Below are 14,866 nucleotides of genomic sequence, written 5' to 3' on the forward strand. Positions count from 1 at the left end.
GTCGTGTTCCGGCCGCCGCTGCCGGTGCGGCTGCTCGACGCGGCGGGCGCCTCGGTCGACGCCGCGGCGCTCGACGAGCGGCAGGGCAGCCCCGCCGTCTTCTCGCCCCCCGCATCCGCCCGCCGCCGCGTCGTCGCGTGGGCGGGGCCGTGGCCGATCCGGCGCCGGGAGCTCGGCGACGTCGTGCACCGCGTGCAGATCCTCGACGGCGAGGGCGAGGCGTGGGTGCTGCTGCACGCCGACGGCAGCTGGCTCGCGGAGGGCCGCTATGCCTGAAGCCCTCTCAACCGGGCCAGTGGTACGCCGAGCCGATTATCGCCGCCGCCGACCACCCACCCGGTTGAGATGACCGGAGCGGGGAGGAGGTGAGCGATGGGCTGGAACAACCCGAGGATGCCGTGGTGGGAGCTCGAGGGCATCCTGAGCGACCGCGACGTGAGCGCCGGGAAGGCGACCCAGCACGCGCGCGAGCTCGACGAGGAGCGCCGACCGCGCATCCGCGTGCCCGAGCCCGGGGCGGTGACCCCCTACGCCGAGCTGCACGCGCACTCCCACTACTCGTTCCTCGACGGCGCCGCGAGCCCGGCCGAGCTCGTCAACGAGGCGCGCAGGCTCGGCCTTGAGGCGCTCGCGCTCGTCGACCACGACGGCCTCTACGGGGCCGTGCGCTTCGCCGAGGCCGCTGCCGAGGCGAGCCTGCCGACCGTGTTCGGCACCGAGTTCTCGATCGGGCTCGAGGCGCCGCAGAACGGGGTGCCGGATCCCGACGGCAGCCACCTCGTCGCGCTCGCGACCGGCCCGGCCGGCTACACGGCGCTCGCGACCGCGCTCACCGACGGCTACCTCGCGACCGACGGGCTGGGCCGGCCGGGCGAGAAGGGGCGCCCGGTGTTCGACCTCGAGCAGCTCGCCGCGACGGCCGCGGGCGAGTGGATGATCCTGTCGGGCTGCCGCAAGGGCGCGGTGCGGCAGGCGCTCGGCGACGGCGGGCCCGAGGGGGCGGATGCGGCGGGCCGCGAGCTCGACCGGCTCGCGTCGCTCTTCGGCCGCGACCGCGTCGCGGTCGAGCTGAGCGACATCGGCGACCCGCGCGACTTCGAGCGCAACCGGGCGCTCGCCGCGCTCGCCGAGGCGCGCCGGCTGCCCGTGATCGCGACGACGAACGCCCACATCGCGAGCCCCGCGCAGCAGCAGCTGGGCGACGCGGTCGCGGCGGTGCGCGCGCGCCGCTCGATCGACGAGCTCGACGCGTGGCTGCCCGCAGGCGGGGTGCCGTCGCTGCGCTCGGGCAGCGTGATGGCGCGCCGCTTCCGGGCGTTCCCGGGCGCGGTCGACACCGCCGCCGCGCTCGGACGCGAGCTCGCCTTCGACCTGCGTGCCGCATCCCCCCGCCTGCCGCGCGTGCCGGTGCCCGAGGGGCACACCCCGATGAGCTGGCTGCGCGCGCTCGTCGCCGAGCGGCTGCCGCGCGTCTACCGCACCGGCGCCGACGGCGCCCCGAGCCCCGAGGTCGCCGCCCGGCTCGAGCACGAGCTCGGCCTGATCGACCAGAAGGGCTTCGCCGGCTACTTCCTCATCGTGTTCGAGATCGCCGAGTTCGCCCACTCGCGCGGCATCCTCTGCCAGGGCCGCGGCAGCGCCGTCGCGAGCGCGGTGTGCTTCATCCTCGGCATCACGGCCGTCGACCCGATCCGTTACCGGCTGCCGTTCGAGCGCTTCATCTCGATGATGCGCGAGGAGGAGCCCGACATCGACATCGACTTCGACGCGGGCAGGCGCGAGGAGGTCATCCAGCACGTCTACGAGCGCTACGGCCGCCGCAACGCCGCGCAGGTCGCGAACGTCATCACCTACCGCCCGAAGTCGGCGGTGCGCGACGCCGCGAAGGCGCTCGGGTACGCCGTCGGGCAGCAGAACGCGTGGTCGAAGTCGGTCGAGTCGTACTCGAGGCCCGACGGCGACATGCCCGAGGACGTCGCGCTCCTCGCCGCCGAGTTCCTCCACGCGCCGCGGCACCTGGGCATCCACTCCGGCGGCATGGTGCTCACCGACGAGCCGGTCGGCTCGGTGTGCCCGATCGAACCGGCCCGCATGCCCGGCCGCACCGTGCTGCAGTGGGACAAGGACGACTGCGAGTGGATGGGCCTCGTCAAGTTCGACCTGCTCGGGCTCGGCATGCTCGGCGCGATCTCGCACACGCTCGACCTCGCGCGCGAGCACACGGGCGAGTCGTGGTCGCTCGCGTCGATCCCGGCCGAGGAGGCCGGCGTCTACGACATGCTGTGCGAGGCGGATGCGGTGGGCGTCTTCCAGGTCGAGTCGCGCGCGCAGATGGCGACCCTGCCGAGGCTCAAGCCCCGCTGCTTCTACGACCTCGTCATCGAGATCGCGCTCATCCGGCCCGGTCCCATCCAGGGCGGCGCGGTGCATCCGTACATCCGCCGCCGCACGGGCGAGGAGGCCGTGAGCTACCCGCACCCGCTGCTCGTGCCGGTGCTCGAGCGGACGCTCGGCGTGCCGCTGTTCCAGGAGCAGCTCATGCAGATGTCGGTCGCGGTGGGCGGCTTCGACGCCGCCGAGGCCGACCAGCTGCGCCGCGCGATCGGCTCGAAGCGCTCGCGGGAGCGGATCGAGGCGCTCAAGGCGAAGCTCTTCGCGGGCATGGCGGCGAACGGGGTCGACGACGCGACCGCTGAGTCGATCTACCGCAAGATCGAGGCGTTCGCGGGCTTCGGCTTCGCCGAGTCGCACTCGCTCGCGTTCGCGAAGCTCGTCTACGCGTCGTCGTGGCTCAAGCTGCACTACCCGGCGGCGTTCCTCGCCGGGCTGCTGCGCAGCCAGCCGATGGGCTTCTGGTCGCCGCAGACCCTCGTGCGGGATGCGCTGCGGCACGGGGTCGAGACGCTCCGGCCGGATGTCGTGCGCTCGGCCGCCGCCGCGAGCCTCGAACAGCACGGGGAGCGCCGCCCGGGCCTCGACGCGTGCCTCGAGCACGAGCAGCCGCCCGTGCCGCACGCGGCGACGGAGTCGCTCGCGGCGCGGGGCCGCCACCGGCGCGACGCGGGGCTCGCCGTGCGGATGGGGCTCTCGAGCGTGGCCGGCATCGGGGAGGCCGCGGCCGAGCGGATCGTCGCCGCGCGCCAGGCGGCGCCGCTGCGCGACATCCACGACCTCGCACGTCGCGCCGACCTCGACCGGGGCGAGCTCGAGGCGCTCGCGACCGCGGGCGCGCTCGACGGGCTCGGCGTCGGCCGCCGCGAGGGGCTGTGGCTCGCCGGCCCCGCGTCGACCGAGCGCGAGGACCAGCTCGAGGGCTCGCAGCTCGTGCTGCAGCCGCCGCTGCTGCCGATGCTGTCGGCCGAGGAGCAGGTGGCGCTCGACATCTGGTCGACGGGCGTGACGACCGACGACCACCCCGTGCGGCACGCGCGAGCGATGCTCGACGGGCGCGGCGTGCTGCCGATCGAGCGGCTCGCCCACGCCGAGCCGGGGCGGCGGGTGCAGACGGCGGGCATCGTGACCCACCGGCAGCGGCCGAGCACCGCGCAGGGCGTGACGTTCATGAACCTCGAGGACGAGACCGGGATGCTGAACGTCATCATCTCGAAGGGCCTGTGGGCGCACTCGCGGCAGACCGCGCGGCACGCGCCCGCGCTCATCGTGCGCGGCATGCTGCAGCGCACTCCGGAGGGGGTCATCGCGGTGCTCGCCGACCGGCTCGACCGCTTCGAGGTGCCGAGCCCCGGCTCGCGCGACTTCTCCTGACGCCGAGGGCCCCGGCCGAGTCGAGACTCGGCCGGGGCCCTCGGCGACGCGGGGTCACCGCACGGCGACGCTCAGAAGCAGTCGGTGCGCCAAGCGTCGTGCCGCAGCGTCGGCTCGCCGCCGACGTTGAAGACCGTCGCCGGGTCGAAGGCCGTGATGAGGCCCTTCGTCACCGGGTAGGAGCACGTGCCCTGCACGAGCACCACCGGCGCGCCGTGCACGCCGGCCACCGCCGACGCCGAGAGGGCGTCGGGGAAGTTGGTGCCCGCGGCGACCACGATCGGCTGACGCTCGACCGGCGTGATGAACGCCCTGATGAGCGCCACGTTCGTGGCGTAGCGATCGGTGCCGGCGACGCGGGTCAGGTCGAGCCCGGTCTCGGTCTCGTAGCGGGCCTCCGTGAAGTCCGAGATGGTCGCGCTCGAGCCGAGCACGGTCGCGGCGGTGGCGCCGAGGCTCTCGAGCGCGGCCGACGTGAACGCGCTGGTGCGGTCGTTCGGCGTCAGCAGCACGGGCGACTCGCCCATCGCCGCGGCGACGCCGCTCGCCGAGACGGCGTCGGCGAAGTGCTCGCCGCTCGCGATGAACGCGTGCTCGGCCGTGCCGAAGTAGCGATCCGCGATGAGCGCGGCCGTCTCGAACCGGTCGCTGCCCGCGATGCGCGACACCTCGGCGCCGGGCACGGCAGCCATCACCTGATCGACGACGGCGGTCGAGACCGACGGCGTGCCGCCGACGATCGTGACGGTGCCGGGCTGGAGGCGCTCGAGCTCGTCGAGCGTCACCGGCAGCAGCGCCGCCTGCGGCGACAGCAGCAGGCTCGCGCCGGCGCTCGCCGCCGCCGGGCCCGCGGTCAGCGCGTCGGCGAAGACCGCGCCCGACGCGATGATCACGTCGGTCCCGGGCGCGAAGAGCGCCCGCGAGACCGCGACGTTCGACTCGTAGCGATCGGTGCCGGCGTAGTCCTCGACCACGGCGGGCTCGGGCACGACGGCCTCCCACGCGAGGCCGATCACGACGGCGTCGTGGTCGCTCGCGCGGTAGGGGTCCGGTGCGTACAGGGCGTCCTGCGCATCCTTCTTGAACTGCATCGAGTAGTCGATGAGGCTCGTCTCGTCGGCGTTCGCGTGCCATGCCGCGGCGCCCGCGACGAAGGGCAGGAGCCCGGCGTCGGCGAGGCCGTAGTCGAGGTAGCCGAGCTGGCCGTCGAAGACGTACGTGTACGCCTCCTCGCCCTGGAACTCCTCGAGCAGGTCGGTGTAGCCGGCCGCCTCGAGCGTCGTGATCGGGTCCTCGTGGTCGTAGGCGTTCAGGTCGCCGATGATGAGCGAGCCCTCCGCGCCCTGACCGGTCGGGTCGCCCTCGAGCCAGTCGGCGAGCGCTGCGGCGGCCTGCGTGCGCACCGCGTTGCAGTTGCCCTGCTCCGGCGAGCCCGAGTCGCCCTCGCACGCGGAGCCCTTCGACTTGAGGTGGTTCACCGCGACCGTGAGGACGCGGTCGGTCGCGAGGTCGCGGAACGACTGCGCGAGCGCGGGCCGGTTCTTCGTGGTGTCGAACCGCGGGTCGACGCTCGAGTCGAGCACGGCGAACTCGCCGACCGGGGCGACGAGCGCCGGCTGGTAGATGAGCGCGGTCGTGATCTCGTCGGTGCCGAGCCGGCCCGTGTCGATGCCCGCCCAGTGGGCGGTGCCGTCGACGTTCGGGCCCGCCGCCTCGTTGAGGGCGGCGACCAGGGTGTCGAGGGCGGCGCCGTCGTTGTTCTCGATCTCGAGCAGGCCGACGATCGCGGAGTCGAGCTCGTCGATCGCGGCGACGATCTTCGCCTCCTGCCGCTCGAACTCCTCGGCCGTGACCGCGCCGCGGCTGTCGAGGGTCGTGAAGTAGTTCAGCACGTTGAACGAGGCCACCTCGAGCGAGGCCCCCGCGATCTCGGGCGCCGGAGTGCGCGGGTTCACCTCGGTGTAGGTGCCGGGCGCGGTCGGCTGCAGCTTCCACAGGCTGTTGCGGAACTCGAGCACGCCGGTGATCCCGGTGATCGTGTCGCCGCCCCGGAAGTCGTTCGCGAGCGTGAACTCCTCGAGGTTGCCCGGGTGGATGGCCGGGTCGGCGTTCTGCACGGAGCGCGCGTCGTCGATCGTGATCCGGTTCTCGGCGTTCGCCGCGCGGATCGCTGCCGCCTCGGGGGAGCCGGGTGCCGCGACCGCGGTCGGCTGCATCTGCCGCTCGGTGCCGACGACGACCTCGCCGTAGCGGCCGTAGTTGAAGTACTCGAGGATCGACAGCGCCTGCGGGAGCTGCACGAGCATCCCCTCGAACCGCTCCTCGTCGGCGATGGGGAGCTCGAGCGCGATCGGCGCCGGGAGCGCTCCATCGCCGCAGTCGAGCACGCTCGCGTTCGAGAGCTGCGTCTGGCCCTGGTACTCGCCCGCCGTGCCCGTGACGGTCACGAGGTCGCCCTCGGCGACCTCCGCGGCGCCGGGTGCGTAGACGAAGATGCCGTCGCTCGTGGCGGCGTCGCCGTCACCGGCGTCCTGCAGGTGGAAGCCGTCGAAGCCGCCCGCCTGCCAGTCGCCGACGACCGTGCCGCGCACGGTGACGGTCTGGCCGGCGAGCGGGGTCGCGGCACCAGAGCCCTGCACCGCGCCGATCGCGACCGCGGCCGACTCGCACGTCGTGCCGGTCGGGGGCTCCTCGACCTCGAAGGCGGCGTTCGCGGCGCCCGGCGTGTTGTAGGCCTCGCCCGCGGCGATGGAGCCGGTGCGGCCCTCGATGCCCGCGAGGTCGAAGTCGTTGCGCACCCAGTCGCCCGTCGCGCCCGTGTCGGTGCCGTCCGGGATGCGGCTCGCGCCGCCCGGGGCGAACGACTGGCCGTCGTAGGCGACGCCGAGGACCGTGCCGCCGTACGCGACGTCGCCCGCGCCTCCGTCGTGCACCGCGACCGCGTCGACGAGCGTGAACGGCACGCCGGCGTCGATCGCGCCGTCGTCGTCGGCGTCGATGTCGGCGCCCGCGGCGATCGTGCCCTGCACGAGCAGCAGCGACACCGTGCCGTTCTCGAGCGAGTCGGACGCGAGGCTCAGCAGCCCGCGCCCGCTCGCGTCGAGCGCCGGGACGGCCCAGACGCCGTCGACGGTGCCGCGCGGGGAGCTCGCGTCGCCCTCGATCTCGAGCAGCGAGTAGCCGCTCAGATCCGTGCCGGGCGCGGCGAGCACCTCGATGAACTCGAGGTCGGTGCCGGTCGTGCTGGCGGAGAACTCGTTGATGACGGGTTGCGCCGCGGCGTTTGCCGGGGCGGCGACGAGGCCCGTGAGGGCGAGCGCGGCGACCGTTCCGGTGCCGAGCAGGGTGCGTGCGCGCATGGATCCACTCCGTTGAGGTGCAGGGTGGTCCTGAACCTATCCGTCGCGTACGACGCGCGCACCACTTCTCGATGAACTTCCGATGACGGATCGCTGCGCTGAGCTCCAGCGCTCAGCGGAAGATGATGGTGCGCTGCCCGTCGAGCAGCACCCGGTCCTCCGCGAACCACTGCACGGCGCGCGAGAGGGTGCGCGACTCGACGTCCTGCCCGATCGCGACGAGCTGCGCGGGGCTCTGCGCGTGGTCGACGCGCTCGACGTTCTGCTCGATGATCGGGCCCTCGTCGAGGTCGCTCGTGACGAAGTGGGCGGTGGCGCCGATGAGCTTGACGCCGCGCGCGTGCGCCTGCCGGTACGGGTTCGCGCCCTTGAAGCCCGGGAGGAACGAGTGGTGGATGTTGATGAGCCGGCCCTCGAGGGCGGCGCACAGCTCGGGGGAGAGGATCTGCATGTACCGGGCGAGCACGACGAGCTCGACGCCCTCGCGCTCGACGACCTCGAGCATCCGCCGCTCGAACGCGGCCTTCGACTCGGCGTCGACGACGGGCGCGTGCTCGAACGGCACGCCGTAGAACGCCGCGAGCGACCCGAGGTCGGGGTGGTTCGACATCACGAGCGGGATGTCGACCGAGAGCTGGCCCGCGCGCTGCCGGAAGAGCATGTCGTTGAGGCAGTGCGCGGCCTTCGAGACGAGCACGAGGGTCTTGAGCGGGCGCCCGACGTCGTCGAGCTGCCACTGCATGCCGTAGCGCTCCACGACCGGGGCGAGCCGGGCCTCGAACTCGCTGCGCTCGGCCGTCGCCTCGACCTGCAGCCGCATGAAGAAGCGGTCGGTGTCGCCCGACGAGAACTGCTGCGACTCGGTGATGTTGCCGCCGCAGTCGACGATCGCGCCGCTGATGGCGTGCACGATGCCCGGCCGGTCGTCGCACACGAACGACAGCACCCAGTGGTTCACGCTCACTCGATCGATCCTACGAGGAGCAGCGGGCCGCAATAGGCTTGCCGGTCGTGAGCGAGCGGGCGGCGACGGGCGAGGGGCAGCGGGCCGCCGGACACTTCCCGATCGCGGCGCTGCTCGTGCTCGCGCTCGCGATCTTCGTCAACATCTCGATCGAGATGCTGCCCATGGGCCTCGTCCTGCCCATGAGCCGCGAGCTCGGGGTCTCCGAGAGCGCGGTGGGCCTCCTCGTGTCGGTGTTCGCCTTCACCGTCGTGCTCTCGTCGACCACGCTCATCCGCCTGACCCGCCGGGTGCCGCGGCACCGCCTCGTCATCGGCGTCCTCATGGTCTTCGCGGTCGCGACGATCGTGGGCGCCTTCGCGCCGACCTACGAGTGGGTCGTCGCATCCCGCATCGTCGGCGGCCTCGCCCACGGCGTGTTCTGGACGGTCGTCGGCGCGTACGCGGCCTACCTCGTGCCCAAGGAGCAGATCGGCCGCGCGGTCGCGATCACGAGCGCGGGCGGCTCGCTCGCGTTCGTGCTCGGGCTGCCGCTGTCGACCCTGCTCGGCCAGGCGGTCGGCTGGCGCGCGTCGTTCGCGGTGCTCGGCGTCGCGTGCCTCGTCGCCGCGTTCGCCGTGTGGCGCGTGCTGCCGCCGGTCGACCACCTCGCCGACGTCGCGACCACCGAGACGGGCTCGATCGCGGTGCCCGTCGCCGATCCCGACAAGTCGGTGCGCGGCGTCGTCATCGCCGTGCTCTCGACGACGCTCGCGATGACGGGCCAGTACGCGTTCTACACGTTCATCGCGCCCTACCTCGTGCAGCACGCGGGCCTGCCCGAGCCGTGGCTGAGCCCGGCGCTGCTCGCGTACGGCGTGATGGGCGCGCTCGCGATCGTGCTCATCGCGGTGTGGCTCGGCCGCCACGCGCTCGCGGGCGTCGTGCTGTGCATGGTGCTCATGCTCGCGACGATGGTCGTGCTCGCGCTCTCGACGGTGCTGCCGCTCACGCTCGCGGCCGTGCTCGTGTGGGGCCTCGCGATGGGCGCGCTGCCGCCGCTGCTGCAGACGCGGGTGCTCCACGCGTCCGAGGACCGCTACCTGCAGCCGGCGATGGCGTGGTACACGACCGGGTTCAACTCGGGCATCGGCGCCGGCGCCGTCGTCGGGGCGCTCGTGTTCGACCGCGTCGGCGCGGGCGGACTGCCGTGGGTGCTCTTCGCGGGCGTCGCGGTGAGCCTCGTGCTCATCGCGATCGACCGGGCGCTCGCGCGTCGGCGCTGAGCCCCTGCGCGTCCGGCTCGGCGTCGTCCGTCAGCCCAGGTCGGTCGGCACGGCCGCCTGCAGCGCGGCCCGCACCGCCGCGATCGCCGGGTTGCCGTCGGAGGCGGCACGCGCGGCGGTGAACACCTCCCGCCGGGGCGTGCCCGGCAGGTCGACGAAGCGGAAGCCGACCTCGGTGCCCGCCCACGTCAGGTCGTTCATGATGCCGACCGCGTGGCCGGCCTCGATGAGCCGCATCTGCGCCTGCAGGTCGGCGGTCGCGAACCGCACGTCCGGCTCGAAGCCCGCGACGCGGCACTGCTGCTCGCCGAAGTGGCGGGAGGCGGCCCCCATCGGCTCCATGACCCATGCGAGCGCGGCCGCGTCGGCGAGGCGGTCGACGGCGGCGTCGGGCGGCACCGCGAGCCGCAGCGCATCCGTCATGAGCAGCTGCCGGTCGAGCCCCGGGTGCTGCGGTGCCGCGTGCCCCGGGTACTGCTCGGCGACCACGAGGTCGAAGTCGCCGACGAACGTGTCGTAGAGCGCGGTCTCGGGCTCGCGCTGCACCATCTCGACCCGCACCTCCGGCGCCGTCTCGGCGAGGATCCGCAGCATGCGCGGCACGAGGCCCAGCGCCGCCGACTGGAACACGGCGATGCGCACGGTGCCGACGGGCCGGCCGAGCGACGCGGCGACCGCGCGCTCCGCGGCCTCGAGGCCCGTCAGGATGCCCTCGGCGTGCTGGGCGAGGAGCTCGCCCTGCGGGGTGAGGGCGAGGCGCCGCCCCTGCTTCCGCGTGAGCGGCACGCCCACCTCGCGCTCGAGGGCGGAGAGCTGCTGCGAGACCGCGCTCGGCGCGTAGGCGAGCGCCGCCGCGACCGCGGCGATCGTGCCGCGCAGGCGCAGCTCGCGCAGCAGGCGCAAGCGCCGGACGTCGAGCATGGGACCCCCAGGACCATTCGCTTCGGATGACGGATATCCGTCGTGATCCGTCACTGTACGCGATGGGTTCCGCGGTGCAGACTGTCTCCGCGTGCCACCGCACGCACGACGAGGACGTGAGCCGCGAGCGCGGCAGGAGGAGGGCCGCCGCATGGGCGCAGCAGCCACCGCAGGCACGAGCGGGACGACCGACGTGCAGATCACCGACCCGGGGGCCGAGCGCGCGGCGGGAGCCGCTCACGTCGAGGCGCAGCCCGCACCGCACGCCGCGCAGGGCGGCATCGACCCCGCCGAGCTCGAAGGCCTCACCGCACTCGCCCCCGCGATCGTCGCCCAGGTGCGCACGTGGCTCGAGGCGGCCGAGCGCATCCCCGCCGACGCGAGCGCCGAGCAGCTCGCGGGTGTGCTCCGCGACCCGAAGGGGCTCGAGTTCGCCGTGCGCTTCGTCGACGGCGTCGTGCGGCCCGAGGACGTGCACGTCGCCGCCCAGACGCTCCGCGAGATCGCCGGCGACGCGCCCGCGTTCCTCCCGTGGCCCATGCGCCAGGCGCTCAGGCTCGGCGGCGGCGTCGCGCCGCTCGCGCCGCACGTGGTCGTGCCGATCGCCCGCCGGGTGCTGCGCGAGATGGTCGGCCACCTCATCATCGACGCGACCGACGCCCGCCTCGGCGCCGCGATCAAGCGCATCCGCGACACCGGAGCCCGGCTCAACGTCAACCTCCTCGGCGAGGCGGTGCTCGGCGACCGCGAGGCCGCGCGCCGCCTCGACGGCACGCTCGCGCTCATCGAGCGCCCCGACGTCGACTACGTCTCGATCAAGGTCTCGGCCACGACGGCCCCCCACCAGCCGTGGGCGTTCGACGCGGCCGTCGAGCACGTCATCGAGCGCCTGCTGCCGCTCTACCGCCGGGCCGCGGCGACCGGCACCTTCATCAACCTCGACATGGAGGAGTACAAGGACCTCGAGATGACCATGGCGGTCTTCACGCGGATCCTCGAGGAGCCGGGGCTCGAGCAGTACCGCGGCGGCATCGTGCTGCAGGCCTACCTGCCCGACGCGCTGCCCGCGATGGAGCGCCTGCAGGCGTGGGCCGCCGAGCGCGTCGCCCGCGGGGGCGCCCCGGTGAAGGTGCGGCTCGTGAAGGGCGCCAACCTGCCGATGGAGCGCGTCGAGGCGTCGCTGCACGGGTGGCCGCTCGCGACCTGGCACACGAAGCAGGACAGCGACACCCACTACAAGCGCGTGCTCGCGTGGGCGCTCACGCCCGAGCGCATCGCGAACGTCGAGCTCGGCGTCGCGGGCCACAACCTCTTCGACGTCGCGTTCGCGTGGCTGCTGTCGAAGCAGCGCGGCATCGAGCGCGGCCTCGAGTTCGAGATGCTGCTCGGCATGGCGCAGGGCCAGGCCGAGGTCGTGCGCCGCGACGTCGGCGGCCTGCTGCTGTACACGCCCGTCGTGCACCCGGCCGAGTTCGACGTCGCGATCGCCTACCTCATCCGCCGCCTCGAGGAGGGCGCGAGCCGCGAGAACTTCATGTCGGCCGTGTTCGAGCTCGCGAGCGACGAGGCCCTGTTCGAGCGCGAGCGCGACCGCTTCCTCGCCTCGCTCGCGGCGCTCGCGGCCCCCGCGCCCGCCACGCACCGGGTGCAGGACCGCTCGACGGTGACGACGGCGGATGCGGTGGACGCTCCCGAGGACGGCTTCCGCAGCACGCCCGACTCCGACCCGTCGCTGCCGGCGAACCAGGCGTGGGCTGCGGGCATCCGCGAGCGTGCGAGGTCGTCCCAGCTCGGGCTCGACCTCGTCGAGCAGGCGACGATCGCCGACGCCGCGCAGCTCGGCGCGACGATCGACGCCGCCATCGAGGCGAACGCCGCCTGGCGCGCGCTCTCGGGCGACGAGCGCGCCGAGATCCTCCACCGCGCCGGCCGCGAGCTCGAGGCGCGTCGCGCGCAGCTCATGGAGGTCGCCGCGGCCGAGGCGGGCAAGACCCTCGACCAGTCCGACCCAGAGGTCTCCGAGGCGGTCGACTTCGCGCACTACTACGCCGAGCGGGCGCGCGACCTCGACCGGGTCGACGGCGCCGTCGCGGTGCCGTCGCGGCTCATCGCGGTGACCCCGCCGTGGAACTTCCCGATCGCGATCCCCGCGGGCTCGACGCTCGCTGCCCTCGCCTCCGGCGCATCCGTCATCGTCAAGCCCGCCCGCGCGACCGCGCGCACCGGCGCGATGATGGTCGACGCGCTGTGGGCCGCGGGCGTGCCGCGCGAGGTGCTGCACCTCGTGCAGCTCGCCGACCGCTCGCTCGGCGACCGGCTGATCGGCGACGCGCGCGTCGACCGCGTGATCCTCACCGGCGGGTTCGAGACCGCCCAGGCCTTCCGGCGCATCCGCCCCGACCTCAGCCTGCTCGCCGAGACGAGCGGCAAGAACGCGATCATCGTCACCCCGTCGGCCGACTTCGACCTCGCGGCGAAGGACATCGTCGCGAGCGCGTTCGGGCACGCGGGGCAGAAGTGCTCGGCGGCGTCGCTCGCGATCCTCGTCGGCCAGGCGGGCCGCTCGAAGCGCCTGCACAACCAGATCGTCGACGGCGTGCGCTCGCTCGACGTCGGCTACCCGTGGGATGCGACGAGCCAGATGGGGCCGATCATCGCCCCCGCGGAGGGCAAGCTGCTCGAGGGGCTCACGACGCTCGGCGACGGCGAGTCGTGGATCGTCGAGCCGAAGCAGCTCGACGACAGCGGCGCGCTGTGGAGCCCGGGCCTGCGCGCGGGCGTGCAGCGCGGCAGCGAGTACCACCGCACCGAGTACTTCGGCCCGATCCTCGGCATCATGCGCGTCGAGACGCTCGAGGAGGCCATCGAGCTCGTGAACGAGGTCGACTACGGGCTCACCTCGGGCATCCACTCGCTCGACCCCGACGAGATCGGGCTGTGGCTCGACACCGTGCAGGCGGGCAACCTCTACGTCAACCGCGGCATCACGGGCGCGATCGTCGAGCGGCAGCCGTTCGGCGGCTGGAAGCGCTCGGTCGTGGGCCCGACGACGAAGGCGGGCGGCCCGAGCTACCTCTTCCCGCTCGTCGACTGGCGCACGGCCGAGGCGCGCTCGCTCGAGCCGGTCGAGCTGCCCGCGGTGCAGGCGATCGTCGACGCGGTCGCGTCGCTCGCGAAGGCGGCGGATGCGTCGGTCACGGCCGACGAGGCCGCGGCGCTCGGGCGCGCGGCCGGCTCCGACCAGCACGTGTGGGCGACCGAGCTCGGCGTCGCCCGCGACGTGCAGCGGCTCTCCGCGGAGCGCGACATCCTGCGGCACCTGCCGATGCCGGGCGTCACGATCCGGCTCGCCGAGGGCGGCCGCGTCGCGCAGCTCGCTCGCGCGGTCGTCGCGGCGCTGCGGGCGGGTGCGGACGTGCGCGTCTCGAGCGCGGTCGAGCCGGCGCCCGCGATCCGGGCGGCGCTCGCGGCGGCGGGCATCCCGCTGGCGGTCGAGGACGACGCGGCCTTCCGCTCGTCGGCACGCCGCCTCGAGCAGGGGCGCATCCGCTACCTGGCGCCCGACGAGGCGGTCGCCGATGGGGTGCGCGCGCTCGCCGAGGCCGTCGAGGGCCGCCCCGACCTCGCGATCGTCGCGCACCCGGTGACGGAGGCCGGGCGCGTCGAGCTGCTGCCGTTCCTGCGCGAGCAGGCGATCGCGATCACCGCGCACCGCTTCGGCACGCCGAACCACCTCACGGATCACCTCATCTAGCAGCCCGGTCGGCGGTCGCCGGTGCGCAGCCTCGCGCGCGGCGACCACCGACCCGGACCCCACATCGGTAGCGGGACCCGAGATCTCGGGTCCCGCCTGCCGATCTCGGGTCCGGGTCGGTGCGTGGCGATGGTGGGGACAGCGGCGGCGAAGGCTCGCCGAGCGCGGCGAGCGCCCGTCAGAGCACGAGGTGCTGGCGGCCGTCGATGAGCTCGCGCGCCGCGTCGAGGTGCCCGGCGTGCGTCGCCGCGTCGAGGATCACGTGCAGCAGCACCGCCTCGAGGTCGGCGAAGCGAGTCGCCGGCCAGTCGGGCTCGCGGTGCCGCGGCGCCGCGTCGAGGGGGAGCGCCGCGATGATCTCGTCGGAGCGAGCGATGGCGTCGCGGTACTCGGTGACCACCGCATCCGTCGTCTCGTGCGGCTCGACGCGCCAGTCGGCGGGCCGGCCCTCGTCGAGCTCGGGCCGATCGGCGGGCCAGTAGTCGAGCGGCTCGCCCGCCATCACCGTGTGGAACCAGTAGCGCTCGCCGCCGAGCGTCAGGTGCCGCACGAGGCCGATGGGCGACCAGCCCGACGGCAGCACGGCAGCGCGCAGCTGCGCGTCGCTCAGCCCGTCGATCGCCGCGAGCACGTGCCGTCGCTGCGCCGCGAGCGCCCCGAGCAGCAGCGAGCGGGAGCGGTCACCGTCGTCCATGCGGCGATCCAAGCACGCCCGGGCATCCGCCAGCGCATCCGCGAGCACCGACTCGCGCGGCCGCCGCGACCCGACACGGACCCCAGCCCGGCAGCGGGACCCGACACGGACCCCAGCCCGGCAGCGGGACCCGAGATCTCGGGT

7 protein-coding genes and 1 pseudogene are annotated in these 14,866 nt (G+C 74.1%); 4 read left to right on the forward strand and 4 right to left on the reverse strand.

The window, feature by feature from the left end; genetic code table 11:
- Together NWP09_RS07175 and NWP09_RS07180 are read left to right on the forward strand one after the other, a co-directional pair.
- Positions 1 to 276: pseudogene (locus NWP09_RS07175) on the forward strand (DNA polymerase Y family protein); the annotation flags it as partial.
- A gap of 96 nt (positions 277 to 372) precedes the next feature.
- A complete protein-coding gene (locus NWP09_RS07180) occupies positions 373 to 3,765 on the forward strand; it encodes an error-prone DNA polymerase (RefSeq protein ID WP_258274846.1) in 3,393 nt (1,130 codons plus the stop codon).
- 71 nt (positions 3,766 to 3,836) lie between these two features.
- On the opposite strand, the gene NWP09_RS07185 is transcribed toward NWP09_RS07180, so the two are convergent.
- Both NWP09_RS07185 and purU read right to left on the reverse strand, forming a co-directional pair.
- Positions 3,837 to 7,124: an ExeM/NucH family extracellular endonuclease gene (locus NWP09_RS07185; RefSeq protein ID WP_258274847.1), complete on the reverse strand. Its 3,288-nt coding sequence runs from the start codon at positions 7,122 to 7,124 to the stop codon at positions 3,837 to 3,839.
- Positions 7,125 to 7,236: 112 nt separating this feature from the next.
- Positions 7,237 to 8,088, reverse strand: a complete 852-nt coding sequence (gene purU, locus NWP09_RS07190; protein WP_258274848.1) for a formyltetrahydrofolate deformylase — start codon at positions 8,086 to 8,088, stop codon at positions 7,237 to 7,239.
- A 47-nt stretch (positions 8,089 to 8,135) separates the two neighbouring features.
- On the opposite strand from purU, the gene NWP09_RS07195 reads away from it, so the two are divergent.
- Positions 8,136 to 9,353 carry an MFS transporter gene (locus tag NWP09_RS07195; protein WP_258274849.1) on the forward strand — a complete coding sequence of 406 codons (1,218 nt, stop codon included), beginning with the start codon at positions 8,136 to 8,138 and terminating at the stop codon, positions 9,351 to 9,353.
- A gap of 30 nt (positions 9,354 to 9,383) precedes the next feature.
- On the opposite strand, the gene NWP09_RS07200 is transcribed toward NWP09_RS07195, so the two are convergent.
- Entirely contained in the window at positions 9,384 to 10,274 is an 891-nt protein-coding gene (locus NWP09_RS07200; RefSeq protein WP_258274850.1) for a LysR substrate-binding domain-containing protein, read from the reverse strand.
- A gap of 151 nt (positions 10,275 to 10,425) precedes the next feature.
- Between NWP09_RS07200 and NWP09_RS07205 the strand changes: the two genes are divergently transcribed.
- Positions 10,426 to 14,028: a bifunctional proline dehydrogenase/L-glutamate gamma-semialdehyde dehydrogenase gene (locus NWP09_RS07205; RefSeq protein ID WP_258274851.1), complete on the forward strand. Its 3,603-nt coding sequence runs from the start codon at positions 10,426 to 10,428 to the stop codon at positions 14,026 to 14,028.
- A gap of 178 nt (positions 14,029 to 14,206) precedes the next feature.
- On the opposite strand, the gene NWP09_RS07210 is transcribed toward NWP09_RS07205, so the two are convergent.
- Positions 14,207 to 14,722 (reverse strand): DinB family protein, encoded by a 516-nt coding sequence (locus NWP09_RS07210; RefSeq protein ID WP_258274852.1) that lies wholly within the window; start codon positions 14,720 to 14,722, stop codon positions 14,207 to 14,209.
- Positions 14,723 to 14,866 lie beyond the last annotated feature (144 nt).

Source organism: Agrococcus sp. HG114 (assembly GCF_024723325.1).
GTDB lineage: Bacteria > Actinomycetota > Actinomycetes > Actinomycetales > Microbacteriaceae > Agrococcus.